Origin of the sequence: Brevundimonas sp., assembly GCF_051860745.1 — a bacterium.
In the GTDB taxonomy this organism is placed as follows: domain Bacteria; phylum Pseudomonadota; class Alphaproteobacteria; order Caulobacterales; family Caulobacteraceae; genus Brevundimonas.
Window position 1 is genome coordinate 23,201 of record NZ_JBHYDN010000008.1, and the last position, 21,956, is coordinate 45,156.

27 protein-coding genes are annotated in these 21,956 nt (G+C 67.8%); 17 read left to right on the forward strand and 10 right to left on the reverse strand.

The window, feature by feature from the left end; genetic code table 11:
* Positions 1–8 precede the first annotated feature (8 nt).
* The gene (locus ACTIEW_RS10240) at positions 9–470 is read left to right on the forward strand and encodes a GNAT family N-acetyltransferase (protein WP_439477800.1); all 462 of its coding nucleotides are present in this window, start codon (positions 9–11) and stop codon (positions 468–470) included.
* Between the two features lie 3 nt (positions 471–473).
* Here ACTIEW_RS10240 and ACTIEW_RS10245 read toward each other — a convergent pair whose 3' ends face one another.
* Entirely contained in the window at positions 474–1,346 is an 873-nt protein-coding gene (locus ACTIEW_RS10245) for a hypothetical protein (RefSeq protein WP_439477801.1), read from the reverse strand.
* The gene (locus tag ACTIEW_RS10250) at positions 1,336–2,262 is read right to left on the reverse strand and encodes an ABC transporter ATP-binding protein (RefSeq protein ID WP_439477802.1); all 927 of its coding nucleotides are present in this window, start codon (positions 2,260–2,262) and stop codon (positions 1,336–1,338) included. Before ACTIEW_RS10250 ends, ACTIEW_RS10245 begins: the two co-directional genes overlap by 11 nt.
* Before the next feature lie 167 nt (positions 2,263–2,429).
* On the opposite strand from ACTIEW_RS10250, the gene ACTIEW_RS10255 reads away from it, so the two are divergent.
* Positions 2,430–3,803: a trypsin-like peptidase domain-containing protein gene (locus tag ACTIEW_RS10255; protein ID WP_439477897.1), complete on the forward strand. Its 1,374-nt coding sequence runs from the start codon at positions 2,430–2,432 to the stop codon at positions 3,801–3,803.
* Between the two features lie 23 nt (positions 3,804–3,826).
* Here ACTIEW_RS10255 and ACTIEW_RS10260 read toward each other — a convergent pair whose 3' ends face one another.
* Positions 3,827–4,246, reverse strand: a complete 420-nt coding sequence (locus ACTIEW_RS10260; RefSeq protein WP_439477803.1) for a VOC family protein — start codon at positions 4,244–4,246, stop codon at positions 3,827–3,829.
* Positions 4,247–4,319: 73 nt separating this feature from the next.
* Here ACTIEW_RS10260 and ACTIEW_RS10265 point away from each other — a divergent pair, with 73 nt between their 5' ends.
* The 6 genes from ACTIEW_RS10265 (at position 4,320) to ACTIEW_RS10290 (ending at position 8,270) form a co-directional block, all read left to right on the forward strand.
* The gene (locus ACTIEW_RS10265) at positions 4,320–5,627 is read left to right on the forward strand and encodes a replication-associated recombination protein A (protein ID WP_439477804.1); all 1,308 of its coding nucleotides are present in this window, start codon (positions 4,320–4,322) and stop codon (positions 5,625–5,627) included.
* A complete protein-coding gene (locus ACTIEW_RS10270) occupies positions 5,624–5,998 on the forward strand; it encodes a VOC family protein (protein ID WP_439477805.1) in 375 nt (124 codons plus the stop codon). The genes ACTIEW_RS10265 and ACTIEW_RS10270 overlap by 4 nt, the downstream gene beginning before the upstream one ends.
* A 62-nt stretch (positions 5,999–6,060) precedes the next feature.
* Positions 6,061–6,507 carry a hypothetical protein gene (locus ACTIEW_RS10275; protein WP_439477806.1) on the forward strand — a complete coding sequence of 149 codons (447 nt, stop codon included), beginning with the start codon at positions 6,061–6,063 and terminating at the stop codon, positions 6,505–6,507.
* The gene (locus ACTIEW_RS10280) at positions 6,504–6,947 is read left to right on the forward strand and encodes a hypothetical protein (RefSeq protein WP_439477807.1); all 444 of its coding nucleotides are present in this window, start codon (positions 6,504–6,506) and stop codon (positions 6,945–6,947) included. The genes ACTIEW_RS10275 and ACTIEW_RS10280 overlap by 4 nt, the downstream gene beginning before the upstream one ends.
* A gap of 40 nt (positions 6,948–6,987) precedes the next feature.
* Positions 6,988–7,713: an RluA family pseudouridine synthase gene (locus tag ACTIEW_RS10285; RefSeq protein ID WP_439477808.1), complete on the forward strand. Its 726-nt coding sequence runs from the start codon at positions 6,988–6,990 to the stop codon at positions 7,711–7,713.
* A 56-nt stretch (positions 7,714–7,769) separates the two neighbouring features.
* Positions 7,770–8,270, forward strand: a complete 501-nt coding sequence (locus tag ACTIEW_RS10290; RefSeq protein ID WP_439477809.1) for a CC0125/CC1285 family lipoprotein — start codon at positions 7,770–7,772, stop codon at positions 8,268–8,270.
* Here ACTIEW_RS10290 and ACTIEW_RS10295 read toward each other — a convergent pair whose 3' ends face one another.
* Entirely contained in the window at positions 8,271–9,479 is a 1,209-nt protein-coding gene (locus ACTIEW_RS10295) for a hypothetical protein (protein WP_439477810.1), read from the reverse strand.
* A gap of 203 nt (positions 9,480–9,682) precedes the next feature.
* On the opposite strand from ACTIEW_RS10295, the gene crcB reads away from it, so the two are divergent.
* The 7 genes from crcB to ACTIEW_RS10330 all read left to right on the forward strand — a co-directional run bounded on the left by crcB (position 9,683) and on the right by ACTIEW_RS10330 (position 15,359).
* The gene (gene crcB, locus ACTIEW_RS10300) at positions 9,683–10,078 is read left to right on the forward strand and encodes a fluoride efflux transporter CrcB (protein ID WP_439477811.1); all 396 of its coding nucleotides are present in this window, start codon (positions 9,683–9,685) and stop codon (positions 10,076–10,078) included.
* Positions 10,075–11,109 carry an RluA family pseudouridine synthase gene (locus ACTIEW_RS10305; RefSeq protein WP_439477812.1) on the forward strand — a complete coding sequence of 345 codons (1,035 nt, stop codon included), beginning with the start codon at positions 10,075–10,077 and terminating at the stop codon, positions 11,107–11,109. The genes crcB and ACTIEW_RS10305 overlap by 4 nt, the downstream gene beginning before the upstream one ends.
* Before the next feature lie 144 nt (positions 11,110–11,253).
* On the forward strand, positions 11,254–11,931 hold the full coding sequence (locus ACTIEW_RS10310) for an HAD-IA family hydrolase (RefSeq protein WP_439477813.1): 678 nt from the start codon (positions 11,254–11,256) through the stop codon (positions 11,929–11,931).
* A gap of 18 nt (positions 11,932–11,949) precedes the next feature.
* Positions 11,950–12,711 (forward strand): ATP12 family chaperone protein, encoded by a 762-nt coding sequence (locus ACTIEW_RS10315; RefSeq protein WP_439477814.1) that lies wholly within the window; start codon positions 11,950–11,952, stop codon positions 12,709–12,711.
* Between the two features lie 79 nt (positions 12,712–12,790).
* Positions 12,791–13,240, forward strand: a complete 450-nt coding sequence (locus ACTIEW_RS10320; RefSeq protein WP_439477815.1) for a hypothetical protein — start codon at positions 12,791–12,793, stop codon at positions 13,238–13,240.
* Entirely contained in the window at positions 13,237–13,560 is a 324-nt protein-coding gene (locus tag ACTIEW_RS10325; RefSeq protein ID WP_439477816.1) for a transcriptional regulator, read from the forward strand. Before ACTIEW_RS10320 ends, ACTIEW_RS10325 begins: the two co-directional genes overlap by 4 nt.
* A 266-nt stretch (positions 13,561–13,826) precedes the next feature.
* Entirely contained in the window at positions 13,827–15,359 is a 1,533-nt protein-coding gene (locus ACTIEW_RS10330) for an acyl-CoA carboxylase subunit beta (protein WP_439477817.1), read from the forward strand.
* On the opposite strand, the gene ACTIEW_RS10335 is transcribed toward ACTIEW_RS10330, so the two are convergent.
* Complete coding sequence (locus tag ACTIEW_RS10335) at positions 15,356–16,342, reverse strand: hypothetical protein (protein ID WP_439477818.1); 987 nt, start codon at positions 16,340–16,342, stop codon at positions 15,356–15,358. The genes ACTIEW_RS10330 and ACTIEW_RS10335 overlap by 4 nt on opposite strands.
* 710 nt (positions 16,343–17,052) lie before the next feature.
* Between ACTIEW_RS10335 and ACTIEW_RS10340 the strand changes: the two genes are divergently transcribed.
* Positions 17,053–17,358 (forward strand): GIY-YIG nuclease family protein, encoded by a 306-nt coding sequence (locus ACTIEW_RS10340; protein WP_439477819.1) that lies wholly within the window; start codon positions 17,053–17,055, stop codon positions 17,356–17,358.
* Positions 17,359–17,373: 15 nt separating this feature from the next.
* On the opposite strand, the gene ACTIEW_RS10345 is transcribed toward ACTIEW_RS10340, so the two are convergent.
* Entirely contained in the window at positions 17,374–17,790 is a 417-nt protein-coding gene (locus ACTIEW_RS10345) for a MerR family DNA-binding protein (RefSeq protein ID WP_439477820.1), read from the reverse strand.
* Between the two features lie 71 nt (positions 17,791–17,861).
* On the opposite strand from ACTIEW_RS10345, the gene ACTIEW_RS10350 reads away from it, so the two are divergent.
* Entirely contained in the window at positions 17,862–18,605 is a 744-nt protein-coding gene (locus tag ACTIEW_RS10350) for a MauE/DoxX family redox-associated membrane protein (protein ID WP_439477821.1), read from the forward strand.
* A 5-nt stretch (positions 18,606–18,610) separates the two neighbouring features.
* Here ACTIEW_RS10350 and ACTIEW_RS10355 read toward each other — a convergent pair whose 3' ends face one another.
* The 4 genes from ACTIEW_RS10355 to ACTIEW_RS10370 all read right to left on the reverse strand — a co-directional run bounded on the left by ACTIEW_RS10355 (position 18,611) and on the right by ACTIEW_RS10370 (position 21,943).
* A complete protein-coding gene (locus tag ACTIEW_RS10355) occupies positions 18,611–19,603 on the reverse strand; it encodes a sensor histidine kinase (RefSeq protein ID WP_439477822.1) in 993 nt (330 codons plus the stop codon).
* 335 nt (positions 19,604–19,938) lie between these two features.
* On the reverse strand, positions 19,939–20,694 hold the full coding sequence (locus ACTIEW_RS10360) for a pseudouridine synthase (RefSeq protein ID WP_439477823.1): 756 nt from the start codon (positions 20,692–20,694) through the stop codon (positions 19,939–19,941).
* Positions 20,695–20,726: 32 nt separating this feature from the next.
* On the reverse strand, positions 20,727–21,236 hold the full coding sequence (locus ACTIEW_RS10365) for a GlcG/HbpS family heme-binding protein (RefSeq protein WP_439477824.1): 510 nt from the start codon (positions 21,234–21,236) through the stop codon (positions 20,727–20,729).
* 74 nt (positions 21,237–21,310) lie between these two features.
* Positions 21,311–21,943: a DUF938 domain-containing protein gene (locus ACTIEW_RS10370; RefSeq protein ID WP_439477825.1), complete on the reverse strand. Its 633-nt coding sequence runs from the start codon at positions 21,941–21,943 to the stop codon at positions 21,311–21,313.
* Between the last annotated feature and the right edge of the window lie 13 nt (positions 21,944–21,956).

Consider the following 21,956-nt stretch of genomic DNA (forward strand, 5'->3'; position numbering starts at 1 on the left):
AACCGGTCATGGACCTCGCCATCGTTCCTTACCGCCCCGCCCACGCCGCCGCCTGGCGGTCGATGAACGAGGGCTGGCTGATTGCCGGCGGCTATGCGCTGGAGGCCAAGGATCAGCTCGTCCTCGGCGATCCGCAGGGCTCCATCCTCGACCGGGGCGGCCATGTCTTCATCGCTGAGCGGGACGGGGAACCTGTCGGCTGCTGTTCCCTGATGGCCATGCCGGACGGCGGATACGAGGTCGGCAAGATGGCGGTCGTGGAAACCGCGCTGGGGCAGAACCTCGGCTGGCGGCTGCTGGAAGCCTGCGAGGCGGCGGCGCGGGCGGCGGGCGCGCCGCGTCTGTATCTGGAAACCAATGCGGCCCAGACCCACGCCATCGCCCTGTACCGCCGTTTCGGCTTCCTCGACCTGCCGGCCCAGCCGACGCCCTACGCCCGTTGCAATGTCTGGATGGAGAAGCCGCTCTGACGGCTACTCCTTGGACAGGTCCTGACGCCGGAACCAGGCCAGGGCTCCGGCCAGCGGCGCGAGGGTCCACAGACCGACGCTGAGCCAGGACTTCAGCAGCAGGCCGTCGGGCAGGGCCGCGGCGACCGCTCCGCCCCGGATCGAGGCCTGGATCGCATCGGTCGCCGCGCCCGGGTTCAGCAATATGGCCAGCCAGGCGTCGGGCATCACGCCCATCTGCATCAGCGGATTGGGCGTGAAGAACTGGGCGATGCCGAACACCAGAGGCACGAACAGCGCCGCCAGCAGCGAGCGGGTGACGACCGCCGCCAGCATTCCCATCATGGCGAACTGCAGGATGCGCAGCCACGACAGGCCCACGAAGCCGAGGAATTGGCCGACCATCTCTCCGGTGAGGGAGAAGGCCAGGGTCCGTTCGAACACCGCCGCCTTGATCAGGTTCTCTATCACGCTGGCCAGCAGCATGAAGCCCATGGCCGCCAGCGCCAGCACGGCCACGATGGCCAGCTTGGCCAGCAGCAGGTTGACCCGGCTGTTGCGCGCGCTGATCAGACGCCAGGTCTCCCAGCGATAGTCGCCGGCGTAGAGGGTGGCCGCCCCGATCAGGACGAACAGCAGCACCAGAGGATTGGCCAGACCGGCCGCCGCCTGGACGAGGGCCTCGCCCATGTCCAGCGTGCCGCGGGTCAGGGCCTCGCGGACCTCGGGCGGCATCTTGGTGTCGCCGAGGATCTTGGTTTCGCTGCCCTTGAGCACGAAATTGGTCAGGGCCCCGATCGCCACCGAGATGATCGGCACGAAGGCGAGGCTCCAGAACAGGGCGGTCTTGTTCTTCGACACGCGGAAGCCTTCGGCGCGGATGGCGTCAACCAGCATGGATCGTCTCCGGCGCCTGCACAGCGCCTGTCTCGGTGAAGAAGATGGCTTCGAGGTCCGTCCCGACCCAACGGGCTTCGCTGATGTCGATCCCGGCCTCGACCAGGGCGCGGATCAGGGCCGGGCCCTCAGCGCGGGGAATGTCGGCCAGCACACCCTCGCCGTCGCGAACGCCCGTGGCGCCCAGCACGGCCAGAACCTTGTCGACCGGTCCGGCCGACAGGCGCAGGCGCTCGCCGACAGCCGTCAGCTCACTGACCGCGCCTTCACGCACCAGCTTGCCCTTGTTCAGGATGGCGACGCGGTCGCAGACGCGCTGGACCTCCAGCAGCTGGTGGCTGGCCAGGACGACGGTCAGGCCGTCGTCATTGGCCAGGCTGCGGATCAGGGCCCGCATCTCCTGAATGCCGGGAGGATCCATGCCGCTGGTTGGTTCATCCAGAATGATCAGCTCGGGCTTGCTGATCAGGGCGGCAGCGACGCCGAGGCGCTGCATCATGCCCACTGAGAAGCCACGCACCTTGCGGTCCGCCGCTTCGGACAGCCCGACCCGCTCCAGCCAGTACGGAATGTCCGCCGTACCGGTGATGCCGTGCTCCAGCGCCAGCCAGCGCAACACCTGCCGCGCGGTCAAATAGGGGGGATAGCGCGGGGTCTCGATCATCGAGCCCGTCAGGCGCATGTGGGCGATGTCGCCGACCGGCCCGTTCATGATGGTCGCCGTGCCGTCCGTCGGCCGGATCAGGCCCAGCAGGATGCGGAACAGGGTCGACTTGCCGGCCCCGTTGGGCCCCAGCACGCCATAGACCCCGCCCCGCGGAATGGAGAGGTCCAGCCCGTCGAGGGCGCGGACGGTTCCGTAGGTCTTGGTAAGCCCCAGGACCTGGATAACGGGGGTTTCAATCACGGCTGTCATGCAGGCAGCTTGGCCTTGCCCGGCCGCGCCGCGCAAGCCGTCATGGCATTAAGCTTTCGCAACCTCGGCTTGCGGAATGGCCATCCGCCAGCCCCCGGCGCCTTGATCCCGTCCCAATGGCGAGGCGGAATGGCGATGCCGCCGCCCGACTGACCGACTGGATGATGATGAAGACCCGAACCCTTGCGATCGCGATCGCACTGACCCTTGCCGCCTGCGGCCAGCCGAACGAGACCCAGGCCCAGGATGGCGTCTTCGCCGAGAACCGCGTGGTTCCGGGCGACGCCCTCGCGATGAAGTCCAGCTTCGCCCCCGTGGTGCGCACCGCGGCTCCCGCCGTGGTCAATATCTCGGCGCGCGGGGTGCAGCAGGTCCGCGACCCCTTCTGGGGCATTCCTGGCCAGCGCCAGACCGGCTCGGTCGGTTCAGGCGTGATCGTCCGCTCCACCGGAGTGGTTGTGACCAACAACCACGTCATCGCCGGCATGCAACAGATCCGCGTCACCTTGAATGACAGGCGCGAATTCAACGCCCGGGTGGTGCTGGCCGACGAGCGCTCCGACATCGCCGTACTGCAGCTGGAGGGTGTCGAGGAGCGACTGCCGACTCTCAACATCGACGACCGCGAGGAACAGCAGATCGGCGATCTGGTGCTGGCCATCGGCAATCCGTTCGGGGTCGGCCAGACCGTGACCAACGGCATCATTTCCGCCCTGAACCGGACCGAGACGGGCATCTCGGACAGCGGCTCCTTCATCCAGACCGACGCGGCCATCAATCCGGGCAATTCGGGCGGGGCGCTGGTCGACATGGACGGCGACCTGATCGGCATCAACACCGCCATCTTCTCCCGCTCCGGCTCGTCTTCGGGCGTCGGCTTCGCCGTGCCGGCCTCGATGGTCAAGCGGGTGGTCGACTCAGCCGTCGGCGGCGCCTCCGCCGTGGTTCGGCCATGGCTGGGCGTGAAGGGCGAGGGGGTTTCGGCTGAGATCGCCCGCAGCCTCGACATGGACCGACCGCAGGGACTGGTGGTCACGGAAGTCTGGCCCAACGGTCCCGGCGCGCGCGCGGGGTTGCGCCAGGGCGATGTCATCACCGCCGTTGACGGGGCCGAGATCAACGACCAGGGCGGCCTCAACTTCCGCGTCGGCACCCGGGCGCCGAACGAGACAGTGCAGGTCACCGTCCTGCGCGACGGCAGCAACCAGACGCTGAACGCGCGGGTTCAGCCGCTGCCGGGCGATGTGAGCACCGACAATGCGACCGTCGTCCGCTCCGGCGTCCTGTCGGGGGCCCAGGTGCTGGCGCTCAACCCCGCGCTCGCCGACAGTCTGGGCGGCGATCCCTTCGCCAGCGGGGTCATCGTCGGCCAGGTGCAACGCGGCAGCTACGCCAACCGGGTCGGAGTGCAAGGAGGGGACATCATCCTGACCGTCAACGGGCGCGCCGTGACCTCAGTGCAGCAACTGGCCGACGTCGGCCGCGGCTCCGAGCTGACCATCAACCGTCGCGGTCAACGCCTCAGCGGCGTGATCCGCTAGGTTTTTTGCTTCCACCGCCGGAGCTATTTGCGGATCGGCGATCCGATCGACCAGGTGTGGCCGAAGGGGTCGCGCAACTGGCCATAGCGGTCGCCCCAGACCTGGTCAGCCAGCGGATAAAGCGGCACGCCCCCGGCCAGCAGGGCGCGGTTCCACCATTCGTCGGCGTCATCGACCTGCAGATGGATCGTAACGCCCTTCGGGACGATGTCCTGCTCGCCGTTCATCTCGGGGAACTCGTCGTGCAGCATCACGCTGGCGCCGTTGATTGTCAGGTGGGCGTGCATCAGCCTCTCGCCGTCTTCAGCCGGCATGCGGCGGATCTCGGTGGCCCCGAAGGCGCGGGTGTAGAATTCGATCGCCGCCTGACCGCCCCGCGACGGAATGGTCAGATGAGGGGCGATGCCGATTACCGGACCCTGCGCGTTGTGGTCGTCAGCCATGTCGCGCGCTCCTCGCTTCGCAGCCACACTAACGCGTGAAATGCGCGCCGGTAACGCCTATCTCTGATCGTCCATGACCGACCTGTTCGAAGCCTCCGGCATCCATCCTCCCGACGCGCCGCTGGCCGACCGGCTCCGGCCGCGCACGCTTGAGGAGGTCGTGGGTCAGGATCATCTGCTGGGACCGGGCGGGCCGATCCGGCGCATGGTTGAGGCCGGGCGGCTGGGCTCGATGATCCTGTGGGGACCGCCGGGCACCGGCAAGACCACTATCGCCCGCCTGCTGGCCCAGGCCGCCGGCTACCAGTTCCAGTCGCTGAGCGCGGTCTTCTCCGGCGTCGCTGACCTCAAAAAGGCGTTCGAGGCCGCCCGCATGCGCCGCGCCGCCGGCCAGTCGACCCTGCTGTTCGTCGACGAGATCCACCGCTTCAACCGCGCCCAGCAGGATGGCTTCCTGCCGTTCGTGGAGGAGGGGATCATCACCCTCGTCGGCGCCACGACCGAGAACCCGTCGTTCGAGTTGAACGGCGCCCTGCTGTCGCGGTCGCAGGTCTATGTGCTCAAGCGACTGGACGATGCGGCTCTCGATCAACTGTTGATTCGGGCCGAGGCGCAGGAGGGCAAGACCTTGCCCCTGACCCCCGAGGCGCGCCAGGCGATGCTCGCCCTGGCCGACGGCGACGGCCGCTACCTGCTGACCATGTCGGAGGTGCTGTTCGACCTGACCTCGACCGAGCCGCTGGACGTCCAGGCCCTGGCCGGCATCCTGCAGAAGCGGGCGCCTGCCTACGACAGGAGCAGAGAAGAACACTATAACCTCATATCCGCGCTGCATAAATCTGTTCGCGGGTCTGACCCTGACGCCGCCCTCTACTGGCTGGCGCGGATGCTGAACGGCGGCGAGGATCCGCTGTATCTGGCCCGCCGCATCGTGCGTATGGCGGTCGAGGACATCGGCGAGGCCGACCCCCTGTCACTGCTGGTCGCCAATGCGGCCAAGGATACCTACGACTTCCTCGGCTCTCCCGAGGGCGAGCTGGCCCTCGCACAGGCCGTTGTCCACCTCGCCACCGCGCCCAAGTCGGTCGGCGTTTACGAGGCCTTCAAGGCGGCGAAGCGGGCGGCGCACGAAACCGGCTCGCTGATGCCGCCGGCCCACATCCGCAACGCCCCGACCAAGCTGATGAAGTCGCTCGGCTACGGCCAGGGCTACCAGTATGACCCCGACGCGCCGGAGGGTTTCTCGGGCGCGAACTTCTTCCCGGACGGGATGGAGCGCCGCGTCTTCTACGCCCCGAAAGGCGAGGGTCATGAGGCCAAGGTGAAGGAGCGGCTCGACCGCTGGGCGGCGATGCGGGCGGCGCGACAGGGCGACGAATGAACCTCAACCAGGTCACCGTCGAGGCCTCCGACATCCCCCGCGCCCGCGCCTTCTACCAGCGGCTCGGACTGGAGCTGATCGTCTCCAGCGACCACTACGCCCGCTTCCTCTGCCCGGGCGGCGCGACCTTCTCGGTTCACCTCGCGGAGGTCCCCGCGCCCGGCGGGACGATGGTCTATTTCGAATGCGACGATCTTGACGACCGGGTCGCCGCGCTGAAGGCTGCCGGCGTCGTCTTCGACAGTGATCCGGTCGATCAGCGCTGGCTCTGGCGCGAGGCGCGCCTGTCCGATCCCAACGGCAATCGCCTGTGCCTGTATTTCGCCGGCGAGAGCCGCATCAACCCGCCGTGGCGGGTTCCCGCGGCCTAGCGTTGCCGTAACGGCGGTTTTGGGTCTAGCTTCCGCCCATCGATCAACCTTGGGAGGGGAAGATGAGCGATATGATGAAGGCCGCGACGCCGTGGCATCTCTGGGCCGTGGGGGTGATTTCCCTGCTGTGGAACGCCTTCGGCGGCTATGATTTTGTGATGAGCGTGACCCAGGGCGAGACCTATTGGCGCGCCTCCGGCATGACTCAGCCGATGATCGACTATTACAACGCCATGCCGACCTGGATGTACGGTCCCTGGGTGCTGGGCGTCTGGGGCGCCGTCGCCGGCTCGATCCTGTTGCTGATGCGGAACAAGCTGGCGGTTCCCGCCTTCGCCCTGTCGTTTCTCGCCGCCTTGGGCAGCCTGGTCTACGGGTTCGCAAACCCGATGCCGCCGCTGCCGGAAGCCATGGCCATGATGACCTACATGCCCTGGGTGATCGTCGTCGTCGCCGCCTTCCTGGCCTGGTACGCCTGGACGATGAGCAAGAAGGGAATGCTGTCATGAGCGGCATGAGCGATCGCGTCTCGACGCCCTGGCACCTGTGGGTCGTCGGCGTTCTGGCGCTGCTGTGGAACAGCTTCGGCTGTTTCGACTACTTCATGACCCAGACGCGGCAGGACGAATGGTTTGCGCAGATGGGCATGTCCGCGGCCCAGCTGGAGTATTTCAACGCCATGCCGATGTGGACGCACGCGGCCTGGGCCATCGGCGTCTGGGGCGGCGCCCTCGGCGCGATCCTGCTGCTGCTCCGCCGTAAATGGGCGATGCCGGTCTTTGTGGTGTCTTTCCTCGGCTGGCTGGCGGGCACGATCTACGCCTTCGCCCTGTCGGACGGGTTGGCGGCCATGGGGTCGATGTGGCCGATGCAGATCGTCATCGGCGGCGCCTGCCTGTTCTTCATCTGGTACGCTTGGATGATGAGCAAGAAGGGCGTGCTGCGCTGAGGGGCTGACGGACGGTCGGTCTTTCGCCTATGCAGGCGCGGTGACCGACCGTTCCCCCGTTTCCCTGTCCGAGGCCGAAATCGCCGCCGTCCGTTCGTGGATACTCCACGAGGACGAGGCCGTGATCGTCTTCAACAAGCCGGCTGGCCTGTCCAGCCAGGGCGGCCGCATCCAGGCGCATACGCTGGACGACCTGCTGTGGGCCTTCGCCCGCTCGAACGGCAAACGGCCTGATCTGGTGCACCGACTGGACCGCGACACCTCGGGCGTCATCCTCGCCGCGAAGAATAAACCCGCCGCCGGATTCCTCGGCAAGGCCATGCAGGCGCGGCGGTTCAAGAAGACCTACCTCGCCCTGCTGTCCGCGGCGCCGGAGCCGACGTCCGGGACCATCGACACGCCGCTACTGCGTCAGGAGATCGGCCGCGAGAGCTATATGCGCGCCGTGTCCGCCGACACGCCCGGCGCCCAGGCCGCGCTGAGTCGCTATCGCACCCTGTCGGCCTCCGATGACGGGGCCCTGGTCGAGCTGGACCCCGCCACGGGCCGGATGCACCAGCTGCGCGTTCACATGGCCTCGATCGGCCGTCCGCTGGCCGGAGACGCCCGCTATGGCGGCGCCCTGACCTTCGCCGGTCGCGCCGCCCCGCGGCTGATGCTGCACGCGGCCAAACTGACCTTCCCCCACCCCGAAGGCGGCTACCGCACCGTCGAAGCACCCCCGCCGGAGGATTTCGAGGCGCTGAAGGCTGCGGCGGGGCTGTAGGCGCCGGAACCACGCCGTTCGACCCGCGCTATTCTCCACACGCCCGGAGACCCGCCATGACCCGCCTGACCCTGCCCCTGATCGCCGCCGCCGGCCTGGCGCTGTCGGCCTGCGCCAGCCTCGCGCCCTACGGCGCCCAAATGGGACCGGGCGGGCAGGGCTACGCCGAACAACGGATCGAATCCAACCGCTTCCGCGTCACCTACAACGGCGTCGGCGCGCCGGGTCCGGTCATGGACATGGCCCTGCTGCGCGCGGCCGAGCTGACCACGGCCGAGGGCCACGACTGGTTCGAGGTCACCCAGCGCTGGACCGACGGCCGGCTGGACAGCGCCGGCGGCATGCGCCCCAGCGTTGGCATCGGTTACGGCGCCGGTCGTTCCTCGGGCCGCTACGGCCGCTATTCCGCCTCAGGGGTCGGCGTCGGGGTCGGACTGAACTTCAGCGGACCCTCGCAGACCTCGACCACGCTGGAGGTGGTGCTGGGCGACGGGCCCCGTCCCGACCGCCCGAACGTCTTTGACGCGCGGGCAGTGCAGGACAGCCTGCGACGTTGATCAGCGGCCACCGCGGGTGAGCGCCCGGTATTCGACCAGTCGTTCCTTGTCGCGCCGCACCTGATCCGAGACGGCGTTGTCGACGTCCAGCGAGGCGTAGCGGACCCAGCCGTCGACGCCCAGCTTGTCCTGGATCGCCCCCACCGGCGTGCGCCAGCGGAAATAGGACAGCCAGCTGACCAGAACGCCCAGCACGGCGGCCAGTCCCTGCAGGGCGCGGAAACCCGCCTCGCCGGTTTCCGGCGCGGGTTCAAGCGCCAGCACAGCCAGACCGGCGATCAGCACCAGCGGCGTCATGATCCGCTGCGCCCAGCGCATCCAGTAGCGCTCGCGGCGCACGCGCCACAGCTCCATCTGGACGTGCTTTTCAAGGTATTCCATCCGCGCGCCCAGCCACATGGTCAGCCGGGTCAGATACTGCGCCCGCTGGCCCCAGCCCTTGCCGTCCTGCTGGAACTGGGTCTCGGCCTGGTCCGCCATGGCGCGGGCGCTGGTGAACAGGTTCTGCAGTTCGCGGGTCCGCTGCACGATCTCGCGCGACAACTCGTAGGAGTCGTTCTCCAGCTGGAACCGGTACTGGATGAACAGCACCGCCTGCAGGCCCCAGTAGAGACCCAGGGAGGCGATCATGGCGCCCGCGGCGAGGCCGAGGCCCATGGCCTCGGAGCCGGTCCAGCTCGTGAACCAGCCGGGGCCGAGGATGGCCAGGGCGGCGAAGGCGGCCAGCGCCCCGGCCTGGCTCAGCCGCTTGACCGTGACGTGCGTCACCAGCGCCTTGAATATCCGCCGACCATAGCCGTGGATGCGGCTGCGAATGTCGGTGTCGACCGGGAATCGCTCCTCGATCTGGCGGCTGAACAGGACATGGAACCGGTCGGGCTTTCCGTCGGTCTCCCAGAACGGAAAGATGTCCAGCGGCTGGTTGAAATATTCGTCGATATGCGAGCTGACGATCGCCTCGGCCTCGGGCGTGGCCGAGAAATACTCGCTCTCGGAAATGGGACGCAGGATGCCGTCGCCGCCGCGCAACGCCTCGCGACCGCGGCTCGGGGTCGGCGGCGGCACGGCGCGGTTGGGGCTGTCTTCGCCCCCGCGCGGCGGCGGATTCGGCGTCGCCTGCAGGCGGGCGTCCTCGCCGTGGCCGCCATGACCACCGTCATGCGGCGCGCCGTGGCCGTCGTTCCCGTGGTTGTGATCGTCGTGCGACATGGCGCGTGCGGCGGTCCTTGAATCGTCAGCCCGGCAATATGGCAGATCGCGCCGCAGGGCCGACGGCGTTCCCCTTGGGCGCGAAGCGGCGCCGCAGGGACTAGATATCGGCGTTAACCCTGCGGTTGGGCAAGTGAAGTTTCGGTCAGGCTTTCCGGGCCGGGCCTCACACAACCGGCGTCGATGTGTATAAGCCCCGCATCATGACACGTCTTCTCATCGTCGCAGCCGGGGGCGCTCTCGGCGCTGTCGCCCGCTACGGGGTCGGCGTCTGGGCCATGCGCCAGTTTCCGACGGCTCAGTGGCCGTGGGCGACGCTGACGGTCAATGTCGTCGGCGGCCTGCTGATGGGGCTGCTGGCCGGCTGGCTGGCCTTCCGGGGCGGCGCCAACAGCGAGAGTCTGCGCCTTTTCGCCGCCGTCGGCGTGCTGGGCGGCTTCACCACCTTCTCGGCCTTTTCACTGGAGGCGGCGCTGATGATCGAGCGCCGTCAATTGGCCATGGCCGGCGGCTACGTCGCCGCCTCGGTGGTCCTGTCGATCGCCGCCCTGTTTATCGGCCTGATGGTCGCCCGCCGCGCCTTCGGAGCCGCCCTTTGACCGATGACCCCATTCAGGACACCCCCGAACCGCCCAGGCGCGAGGTCCAGACCCTCTATGTCGCGGAAGCCGAGGACGGCATCCGGCTGGACCGCTGGTTCCGCCGGCGCTGGCCGCACCTGTCCAACATCCAGGTGCAGAAGATGGCCCGTAGCGGCCAGATCCGCGTCGACGGCGCCCGCATCAAGCCCGAAGGCCGCCTGACCGCCGGCGCCGCCGTACGCGTGCCGCCGATCCCGGATGATGCGTCGCGGAAGGCAGGGGACCTGCACACCCTGTCGGCCAAGGACATCGCCTTCGCCAAATCGCTGGTCCTCTACGAGGACGACATGGTCATCGCCATCAACAAGCCCCACGGCCTCGCCGTCCAGGGCGGCACCAAGACCAGCCGCCACGTCGACCGCCTGTTGTCGGCCTGGGGGGAGGGGATGGACCGCCCGCGCCTGGTCCACCGCCTCGACCGCGACACCTCCGGCGTCCTGCTGCTCGGCAAGGGCCCCGAGGCGGCCAAACGGCTGGCCGGCGCCTTCGCCCGGCGTCAGGCGAAGAAGACCTACTGGGCCATCGTCATCGGTAACCCCAAGCCCGCCGCCGGCCAGATCGACATGCCGCTGAAGAAGACCGGCATCAACGATTTCGAGATGATGCGCCCCGCCGACCGCAAGGACCCGCGCGCCGAACCGGCCGAGACCGCCTTCGCCACCATCAGCCGCGCCGCCCACCGCGCCTCGTGGATGGCCCTGCGGCCGTTCACGGGGCGGACGCATCAGCTGCGCGCCCATATGGCCGGCATCGGCCATCCGATCCTCGGCGATCCCAAATACGGCGACGAGGCATCGAAGGAGCTGTCGGGCCCGCTGAAGCTGCAGCTCCACGCCCGTCGCATCGAGCTGGAACATCCGTCCGGCGGCATGCTGGTGGTCGAGGCCCCGCTGAGCCCCGAAATGCGCGCCGGCTTCGCCCATTTCGGCTTCGAGGAGGCGGAAGGAAACGAGAGCGATCCGTTTGAAGGGGTGAAACGGCAGCGATGATTTCTATCCCTTCCGCTCACCCCGGCGAATGCCGGGGCCCAGATGGAAAACAACAAGTCCGCCGCGGCGAACGCCGGTGGTCGGTCCCGTCCCTTTGCGTTCGTGATCTGGGTCCCGGCATTCGCCGGGATGAGCGGTGATTTCTTGAGACCCCTCGCAGTCTTCGACATCGACGGCACCCTCGTCGACAGCCGCGCTTCCATCTTCGAGGCGGCGACCGAGGCGTCGCGGGCGCTCGGCCTGCCCGAGCCGGAATACGACCGGGTGCGCAAGATCGTCGGCCTGTCCCTGCCGGTGGCCCTGCGTGAGCTCGAGCCGAATCTGAACGACGCCGACCTCGCCCGCTTCGTCGAGGCCTTCAAAGCGGTGTTTCTGCGCATGAACAGCGATCCGGACTTCCATGAGCCGCTCTATCCCGGCGCCATGGAGACCCTGCGCCGCCTGCATCGCGACGGCTGGCGGCTGGCGCTGGCGACGGGCCAGTCGCGCCGGGGCGTGGCCCGCAATCTGGCCCGCGAGGGCTGGGCCGATCTGTTCATCTCGTCCCACTGCGCCGAGGACGGGCCCGGCAAGCCGGACCCCGCCATGCTGCACGCCGCCATGGCCGCCTGCGACGCCTGTCCGGCCACCACCCTCATGATCGGCGACACCGCCCATGACATCGAGATGGCGATCAACGCCGGCGTCCTGCCGCTCGGCGTCGCCTGGGGCTTCCATACGGTCGAGGAACAGCAGGCCGCCGGGGCCCGCCACGTCGCCCGATCCTTCGCCGAACTGACCATGGTGCTGGACGGTTTCGCCGACCTGACCCGTGCCGCCTGAGATCGCCCGAGACCCCGCATGAGCCACATCCCGCCCCTCGATCCCAACGTCGCCGCCCGCAAGGGCTTCCGCGAGTCCGAGGAGCGGCTCAAACGCTTCTGGACCGACGTCGACGTGGCGGAAGGCGAGGGCGGCTGGGTGGTGACGCTGGACGGGCGCACGCCGAAGACGCCGGCCCACGCCCCGCTGCGCCTGCCGACCGAGGCCGCCGCGCGGCTGGCGGCCGGGGAATGGGCCGCGCAGGGCGAGTTCATCGACCCTGCGACCATGCCCGCCACCCGCCTGGCCTCGACCGCCATCGACCGGGTTTCGCAGGTGCGCGAGGCCGTGGCCGAAGAGATCGCCGCCTTCGCCGGGTCGGACCTGCTCTGCTACCTCGCGGAGCATCCGACCTCGCTGGCGACGGAACAGGCCCGCGAATGGACGCCCTGGCGCGACTGGGCGGCGCTGGAGCTGGGCGTGGTGCTCGAACCGGCCGAGGGCATATGTCACCGCCCGCAGGACCCCGCCGCCATCGCCCGCGTGGCCGAACTGGCCCTGCGGCTCGACGACTTCGCCCTGACCGGCCTGGCCATGGCCACGCCCCTGCTGGGCTCGGCGGTGCTGGCCCTCGCGCTGCAGCGCGGCCTGCTGTCCGGCGAGGCCGCCTTCGAGCTCAGCCGCCTCGACGAGGCCTTCCAGGAGCGCCAGTGGGGCGTCGACGCCGAGGCCGCCGAACGCACCGCCGCCCGCCGCGCCGAGGCCGCGCTGCTGGACCGCTGGTTCCACGCGCTGGGCTGACTTTCCAAACTGGAAAATAATCACTTTCCAATATGGAAAATCATGCTACGCTTTCCATATTGGAAAGTGAGGTTTCCCGATGACGCAAGATCCGAGCCCGCATGAGGCCCTTGAGACGATCCGGAGCGCCCGCGCGGCGTTTGGCGGCCGGCTGGTCTATCCGCTCACCTCCAGATTGGTGCACGCGACCCTGATGGCCGGACTGGTCGGCGTCTTCGCCGCGCCGGCCTGGCTGAGCTTCTGGTTGGCCGCCGTCGTCGCGGTGGGCGGCGTCCTTCTGGTCCGCCACGACAGGGCCCGGATGGGATGGCGGCTCGGGGTCGGATTGTCGCGCCGGGCTCCGGTGGTCGGTCTGGGGCTCGGCATCGTCCTGATGGCGCTGATCGCCTTGGCGATGTCGCCCCGGCTCTTCGACGGGCCGGCCTGGGCACCGCCGCTGGCGGTCGCTCTGGCCTGGCTGACGGCCTACTGGGCCGGCGAAGCCTGGATGCGGGCCTATCGGCGGGACGTCGCCGGGAACGGCGGATGAGGGCCCCCGTCTTCGATGCGGTGATTCACGCCCCCGGCCGGCTGCAGATTTGCGCCATGCTGTCAGGCGTGGAGGCGGCCGAGTTCGCCATGCTCCGCGACGCCATCAAGGTGTCGGATTCGGTCCTGTCCAAACACCTGAAGCAGCTGGAGGAGGCCGGCTACGTCAAGCTGACCAAGGCCGCTGAAAACGGCCGTCAGCGCACCTGGATCACCCTCACCACCGCGGGCCGCAGGGCCTTCACCGCCCATGTCGCCGAGCTGACCCTGTTGGCCGGGATGACGGCGCCCGAGCGTCTGGGGCAGGGGTTCTCGGGGTAAGGCCAACCTAGTCATCCCGGACGCCGCGAAAGCGGCGATCCGGGACGGCGGCGGCGCCAGTTCGTACTCCCGGAAATCGCAACGCGATTGTCCGGGAGACAGGTGGCCTTGGCGCTATGTCCTGACCTGTCTCCCGGATAGCTGCTGACGCAGCTTCCGGGAGGAGAAATCCTGTGCCCCCAACGTCCCGGATCGCCGCATTCGCGGCGTCCGGGATGACAAGGCGCCAAACTCTCCTTAAGCCTCGCGCTCAAGGAGACCCGACCATGCAAGACATCCTCGAACAGCTCGAAGCCCGCCGCGCGGCCGCCAAGCTCGGCGGCGGCGAGACCCGCATCGCCAGCCAGCACGCCAAGGGCAAGCTGACCGCGCGCGAACGCATCGACGTGCTGCTGGACGAGGGCTCGTTCGAGGAAACCGACATGTTCGTGGAGCACCGCTCGCACGACTTCGGCATGGAAACCCAGCGCATCCCCGGCGACGGCGTGGTGACCGGCCGCGGCACGATCGGCGGCCGTCTGGTCTATGTCTTCTCCAAGGATTTCACCGTCTTCGGCGGCTCGCTCTCGGGTGCCCACGCGGCCAAGATCGTCAAGATCCAGACCATGGCCCTGACCAACGGCGCCCCCATCATCGGCCTGTTCGACGCCGGCGGCGCCCGCATCCAGGAGGGGGTCGAATCCCTGGCCGGCTATGCCGACATCTTCCTGCAGAACACCCTGGCCTCGGGCGTCATCCCCCAGATCAGCGTCATCATGGGCCCCTGCGCCGGCGGCGACGTCTATTCCCCGGCCATCACCGACTTCATCTTCATGGTGAAGGACACGAGCTATATGTACGTGACCGGCCCCGACGTGGTGAAGACGGTCACCAATGAGGTGGTCACCCACGAGGACCTCGGCGGCGCCCGCGTCCATTCGCAGAAGTCCGGCGTCGCCGACGGCGCTTTCGAGAACGATCTGGAGGCCCTCAGCGAGGTCCGCCGCCTGATCGGCTTCCTGCCCCTGTCGAACCGCGAAAAGCCCCCGGTCCGCGACTCCTACGACGACCCCGAGCGCGACGAAGCCAGCCTCGACACCCTGGTCCCGGCCAATCCGAACCAGCCCTATGACATCAAGGAGCTGATCCTGAAGACGGTCGACGAGGCCGAGTTCTTCGAGATCGGCCCGGACTTCGCGAAGAACATCGTCACCGGCTTCGGCCGCCTCGACGGCCAGACCGTCGGCGTCGTCGCCAACCAGCCGCAGGTGCTGGCCGGCGTGCTGGACATCGATTCCAGCCGCAAGGCCGCCCGTTTCGTGCGCTTCTGCGACGCCTTCGACATCCCGCTGGTGACCTTCGTCGACGTGCCCGGCTTCATGCCCGGCACGCGTCAGGAGTACGGCGGCCTGATCAAACACGGCGCCAAGCTGCTGTTCGCCTATGCCGAGGCCACCGTGCCCAAGCTGACCGTCATCACCCGCAAGGCTTATGGCGGCGCCTATGACGTGATGAGCTCCAAACACCTGCGCGGCGACGTCAACTACGCCTGGCCCTCGGCCGAGATCGCCGTCATGGGCGCCAAGGGCGCGGTCGAGATCATCTTCCGCAAGGAGGCCGGCGACCCGGAAGCGCTGGCGGCGCGAGAGGCCGAGTACAAGGAACGGTTCGCCAACCCGTTCGTGGCGGCGGGGCTGGGCTATATCGACGACGTGATCATGCCGCACGGGACCCGGCGGAGACTGATCCGGGCGCTACGGACGCTGAAGAACAAGCAGCAGGAGAACCCGTGGAAGAAGCACGATAATATTCCGCTTTAAGGGTCTGCAAATATTGTCCCGAGCCAGTGATTCATGAACTCACTCGCGTCCAAATCAGTCTCGATCATGGAACCGAGTAGGGATGTGTTCCGCACTAGCGCCGCTTTCACCGCTCTGACAGCCAAGACTCGTTCTGGGTTGGGCATAAGATACTGATTCATCAGCGTCAGGCGAGGTGGCGGTTCGTTGTCTCTCCTCAAGAGCGTCATGTTCTGGCGGATGTATCCGAAGCCATTGAAGCAGACTTGCTCGGCATTGTTGATCGCCACGTTGATTTCTTGGCCAAGTTTACTTTCGACTGTTTCTGTAAAGGTTCGGATTGATTTGGACGCCATAAGTATTGCGCCATATTCATCGTGCCCACGTCCGAACTCCACGACATTGGAGCCGCCCTGCCAAGGAATATTCCCCAAGCTTCCGTAAGGATGAAGAACGCGAAGCTGGGAAAGCGCCGCGCGTGTTTCACCCTCATCATTCGTAGCGTTTCTGATTTGATGATAAGCGATCTGCTCGATAATTCGATCATAGTTGAAGCAGATGAACGTAAGATTGGAAAACATCTCGGCGATGTTGCCCCGTCCCAAATCGCGCAGAATGCGCGAAATAAGTCGGGAAACCCAAGTGTGGGCAAAGCTTCCCACGCCCGTTCGCAATTTTTCATCTGTTAGACCGCTCGCGTGTTCCTGCTCGAGGATGCACCTTGCTATGGCAATCTTACCTAAAGCGACGGAGAGTTGGTCGTTTTGTATAAAATCGAGGTACTGATCTATCGTTTCGTGACTCTGTAGTCCGGCCGAAAACGTTGTAAGGCGGCGTTTGACATCTATGTTGCCTCCAGGAAGGCGGACAAGCGCGCTGGCTATGACTTCGTCTTCCCTCGCCGTTTTTTTCACTATGTTTGACAGGAGTTCGCTGCCCACATCGAATTTGTAGTTCTTGCTGCATCCTGCCCCGATGACGAAGACTGTGCGATGTCGGAACATATGAAGTCTCGATGTTGCGGTCAGAAGCTTTAGCGGGTTTTGACGTGGAAAGCCGAAACCCGGCCAAATCAAACATCATTGAGCAGATATAGCATCCTGACCAACCTCCTCTTCCTCTGCTCCCGCAACCGCCTCCGCTCCCCCACGGCCGAGCGGGTGTTCGCCTCACACCCCGGCGTCGAGACCGCCTCCGCCGGCCTGGCGCCCGATGCGGAGGAGCCGGTCACGCCCGAACATCTCGATTGGGCCGACCTGATCTTCGTCATGGAGCGCGCCCACCGCGCCAAACTCCAGCGCCGCTTCAGACCGCACCTGAAGTCCGCCCGCGTCATCTGCCTCGACATCCCCGACGTCCCGGATAGCGCCTGGGGCGCTTCCGGGATGACAAGGCATCGCACGCTCTTCTTGTCATCCCGGCCGCAGCGAAGCGGAGAGCCGGGACGGGACGAGACCCCCCTTATCCCCTCCCGGACAGCCCGCTTGGGCTGAGCCGGGAGACAGGTTGGGGTGACCCCGGCGGGGCCCTTTTTTCAAACAGACCTTTCGGCGGCAGCCCTTCTTCCGGCTCAGCCCTGCGGGCTGTCCGGAAGCGAGGGATTAATCGCGCCGTCCGTCCCGGCTCTCCGCTTCGCTGCGGCCGGGATGACAAGGGACCTGCTCCGCTTTGACGCCCCCCATCAAGCGCGGATAGGTTGTCAAAGGGAGGCGCCATGAACAACCACAACTACTGGGTCTATATCGTCGCCAGCGGCCCATGCGGCTGGCTCTATGTCGGCATGACCAACGACCTGATCCGGCGGATCGAAGAACACAGGCACGGTCAGATCGACGGCTACAGCCGTGAACGGGGAACAGAGCGTCTCGTCTGGTACGAGCACCATCGCTACGTCGACCAGGCGATTCTCAGGGAGAAGCGCATCAAGCGCTGGCTGCGGCCCTGGAAATTCGCCCTGATCGAGGAGATGAACCCTCATTGGGCCGATCTGTACGGCGACCTGGTGGCGCTTCCGGAATGACGGTAGCGGCGGAAATCACCCCTCGAACGCCTCCAGGATCGGGCACGGCCCTTTCCCCCCGCCCGCGCAGGCGGTCGCCAGCCGCCGCAGCGCCGCGCGCGCCGTCTCCAGGTCTGCGATCCGCCGGTCCAGCTCGATCAGCCGCGCCTCAGCCAGCGCGCGAGCCCGCACCCGGTCCTCGCCCGCGTCCAGGGCAAGCAGCTCGCCGATCTGCTCCAGGGTGAATCCCGCCCCCTGTGCCGAGCGGACGAACTTCAGGCGCCGGACGTCCTCGGCCCCGTAGCGCCGCACCCCGCCGCCCAGGCCGGAGCCCCCGGGCCGCGGCGGCGTCTCCAGCAGGCCGCGCCGCTGGTAGTAGCGCACCGTCTCCACGCCCACGCCGCCGGCTTCGGCCAGTCGGGCGATGGTCATGGCGAAAAAGGAAGGGGACATCGCTTGACTCCGGACCATGGTACGGACCCCACATAGGGCGCGGATCATTATCGGCAACAGGAGATTCGCCCATGTCCGCCCCACAGAAGACCGCCGTCCTCTACCGTATGGTCCTGCCCGACCACCTCTGCCCCTCTGGCCAGAAGGCCCGCTGGCTGCTGGCCCGCAAGGGCTACAGGATCGAGGACCACCATCTGAAGACCCGCGCCGAGACCGACGCCTTCAAGGCCGGGCACGGCGTCCCGACCACGCCCCAGACCTTCATCGACGGCGTCCGCATCGGCGGCTACGACGACCTGCGCCGCTTCTTCGGCGAAAAGGTCCCCGAGCCGGGCGCGACCAGCTATGTCCCGGTGCTCGCCGTCTTCGCCGTCGCCGCCCTGATCGCCCTCGCGATCGACTGGCTGTCGATGCGGGCGATCACGGCTATGGTCCTGCCCAATTTCATCGCTGTAGCGATGTGTCTGCTGGCCATGCTCAAGCTGCAGGATGTCGAGCGCTTCTCGACCATGTTCCTGAACTACGACCTTCTGGCCCGGCGCTGGGTTCCGTACGGCTACATCTATCCCTTCGCCGAGCTGGGCGCGGGCGTGCTGATGCTGGCCGGAGCCCTGACCTGGCTGTCGGCTCCCGTCGCCCTGTTCATCGGAGGGATTGGCGCGGTCTCGGTGTTCAAGGCCGTCTACATCGACCGGCGCGAGCTCAAATGCGCCTGCGTCGGAGGCTCTTCGAACGTCCCGCTGGGCTTCGTCTCACTGACGGAGAATGTGATGATGGTCGGCATGGCCGTGTGGATGCTGGCCTGGGCGATGTAGGCAGATCACTTCACCTCCGCCGTCAGCGCCTCCAGCGTCGTCGTCATCGTGAACACCACCCCCACCGGGTCATAGGTCAGGGTGGTCGCACCGCCGACATAGCCGGACAGGGCCCGCTGGATCATGCCCGAGCCGAAACCCGTGCGGGTCGGCTGGACCACCGGCGGGCCGCCGCTTTCAGTCCAGGTCAGGACGAAGGCCGTGGCGTCCGGTCCCGGCGTCACCGTCCAGTTCACCGCCACCCGCCCGCCGTCGGCCGACAGGGCGCCGTATTTGATGGCATTGGTGGTCAGTTCGTGAAGCGCCAGCGACATGGCCAGGGCGCAGCGCGGCGACAGGTCGACGTCGGGGCCCGTGGCCGTCACCTGACCCTCGCGTCCATGCGGCCGGAAGGCGTCGGCGACGATGTCGGCCATGCGGGCGCCGGTCAGGGTCGTCTGGGTCAGCAGGTCCTGGGCTGAACCCAGGGCGCCCAGCCGGTCGATAAAGGCCGCCTTGGCCTCGACCGGGTCCGACGAGACGCGGAAGGTCTGGCTGGCGATCGCCTGCACCATGGCCAGGACGTTCTTGATCCGGTGGTTCAGCTCCAGCGCCAGCAGCCGGTGCTGTTCCTCGGAGCGTTTCAGCTCGGTGATGTCGCGCGAGACGGACAGCAGGCGGATGGGTTTGCCGTCCGGACCGGGGATGGGCGTGACCTGCACGTCCCACCAGCGCGGATTGCCCATCGCGGTATTGGCCGGGCCCTGGAAGCGGGCGTTGCGCCCGGCGCGCGCCTCGGCGACCGCCCTCACCGCGTCGGCGTGGCCCAGGCCTTCCCAGAACGCGGGCCACGGACAGCCGCGCAACTGGTTGAAGTCGCTGACTTCCATTACCCGCTGCCCGCCCTCGCTCATGAAGGTCAGGTCGCCGTCCAGAGACAGCACCTTGATGCAGTCGGTGGAGGCGGCCAGCACCGTGCGCACGAAGGCGGCGTCAATGATCTCGGTGTCCAGGGGCATGGGCGACCCCTAGAGGCTCCCGGGGCGGTTAGCCAGCGTGGCCATTCCGTTGATTTCAGTCCGTATGTCGACCGCGCTGAGGCCCGCCCGGCGTTCAAACGGGCGCTGGCGGACGAGCTGAAGCCGTTCAAGGTTCACGCGCCGGCGTGACGTTCTATCCCCCGCTATCGTCATCCCGGCGAAGGCCGGGACCCAGAGGAGCCGAAGGCGATCTGCTCAGGCACGGTGTCCGCAACAGCTTCGCGCTCGCGCGCCGCTGGGTTCCGGGTCTACGAGCCGCTACGCGTCTCTCCGCCCGGAATGACGATAGCGGCAGGGGATGTTCTTTCGGCGCTTCAGCCGACCAGCGCCATTCGCTCCTCGGCCGTCAGCATCCGCCAGCGGCCCTCGGGCAGGTTGTCCAGTTTCAGCGGTCCGATCCGTACACGGATCAAGTCGATGACCTCGAGGTCGACCATCTCGCACATCCGCCGGATCTGGCGGTTGCGGCCCTCGCGCAGGATGAATTTCAGCCGGAAGGACTCCATCCGGCTGACCCGCGCGGCCTTCAGCTGACGTCCGTCCAGCATCAGGCCGAAACGCAGCAGTTTCAGCTTGTTCTCGGTGACGTCGCCCGCGACGCGGACCAGATACTCCTTGTCCAGATCGGATTGCGGCCCGATCACCGCCTTGGCCACCACCCCGTCGGATGACAGCAGCAGCAGGCCCCGGGAGTCCTCGTCCAGCCGCCCGATCGGGGGCAGGGAGGCGTCCTCGGCCGGGACCGCGCCGGGGCCAATCCGGTTAGCCTCGGTGATCAGCCGCACCGCCGGGATCTTGTCAGGCTCCGGCTGGCCCGAGACGAAGCCCAGCGGCTTGTGCATGACGATGGTCACACCCTCAGCCAGCGCCGCCGTAGCCCGGTCGCTGAGGGTCAGGGTCTGCCCCGGCTCCAGCTTGCGGCCTGCGTCCGCGACCACCTCGCCGTCCACCGAGACCAGGCCGTCCGCGATCAGGGCGTCGGCCTCGCGCCGCGAGCAGACCCCGGTCTGGCCAAGCCATTTGTTGATCCGGACCGGCTCGTCGCCGTCGTAGGTTCTGGAAAACGCCATGCCGGGTCCGTAGCCGCAGGGCGGAGCCGGGTCTAGCCGCCCAGCACCGCGGCTATGGCCGCCCGCGCGACCTCGTCGTCCTGCGCCGACGACGCCCCCGACACGCCGATGGCCCCGACCACCCGGCCGTCGACCACGATCGGCACGCCGCCGGCGACGGGCATCATCCCGTCGATGGCCAGCAGGGCGATGCGCCCGGCGGCCAACCGTTCCTCCGCCGAGGCGGAGGAAGCGCGGAACCGGGCTGCGGACCGGGCCTTGGCCTGGGCGACGGTGATCGAGCCGTACTGGACGTCGTCCATCCGCCCGAAGGCGACCAGTTCGCCTGACGGCTCGACCACGGCGATGGCCAGACGGAAGCCGCGGGCGCGGCCGGCCTCGATGGCCCGGTCGACCAGCGCCTGCGCCGCCTCCAGCCCGATCGGTGCGCCATAGGAGGCGGCTGGGGCCGGAGCAGCGGCTGGCGCGGCTGTCGGCGGCGTCTGCCCCCAAGCCGGAGCCGCAACGGCGAGAACGGTCAGAACAGTGAGGAGACGTTTCATGTCGGTGCTTTCGATCAGGTTCAGCCAGCTTGGCCGGGATGCCGCCACATCCCCGCCGGAAGCACAAGGGCCGCTCAGACCCGGCGGAACAGCAGCATCAGATTGTTCGCCGGCATTTCGACCCGCCGCGTCAGCGCAAGCCCCTCCGCCTTCGCCACGGCCGCCACCGTGTCCCGATCTCTCAGCCCCCAGGCTGGATCGCGGGCCTTGAGGCTCTGGTCAAACGCCGCATTGGACGGGGCCAGCGCAACGTCCGCCTCGCGATACGGCCCGTACAGGACCAGCAGGCCGCCGGTCGCCAGCCGGCTCCCGGCCAGCGCCATCAGGCCTTCGGTCGCCGCCCACGGGCTGATGTGGATCATGTTGACGCAGACCACGGCCTGCAGCGGCCCCTCCGGCCAGGTCGCCGCGTCCAGCACGTCCAGCGCCAGCGGCGGGCGCAGGTTCGGCAGGCTCGCCGCCGTCGCCCAGGCCGTGATGCTGGCCCGTGCCTCCGCATTGGGATCGCTGGGCGTCCAGTCGAGGCCGGGCAGGGCGCCCGCGAAGGCTGCGGCGTGCTCGCCCGACCCAGCGGCGATCTCGAGCACCCGCCCGCGCCCCGGCATATGGGCCTTCAGCACCTCAAGGATTGGCCCGGTGTTCCGCGCAGCGGCGGGCGAGGCGAGGGCGCCTCGGGGCGCGGCGGCGAGCGGGTTCATCGTCTGCATGGCCGTCCCGATA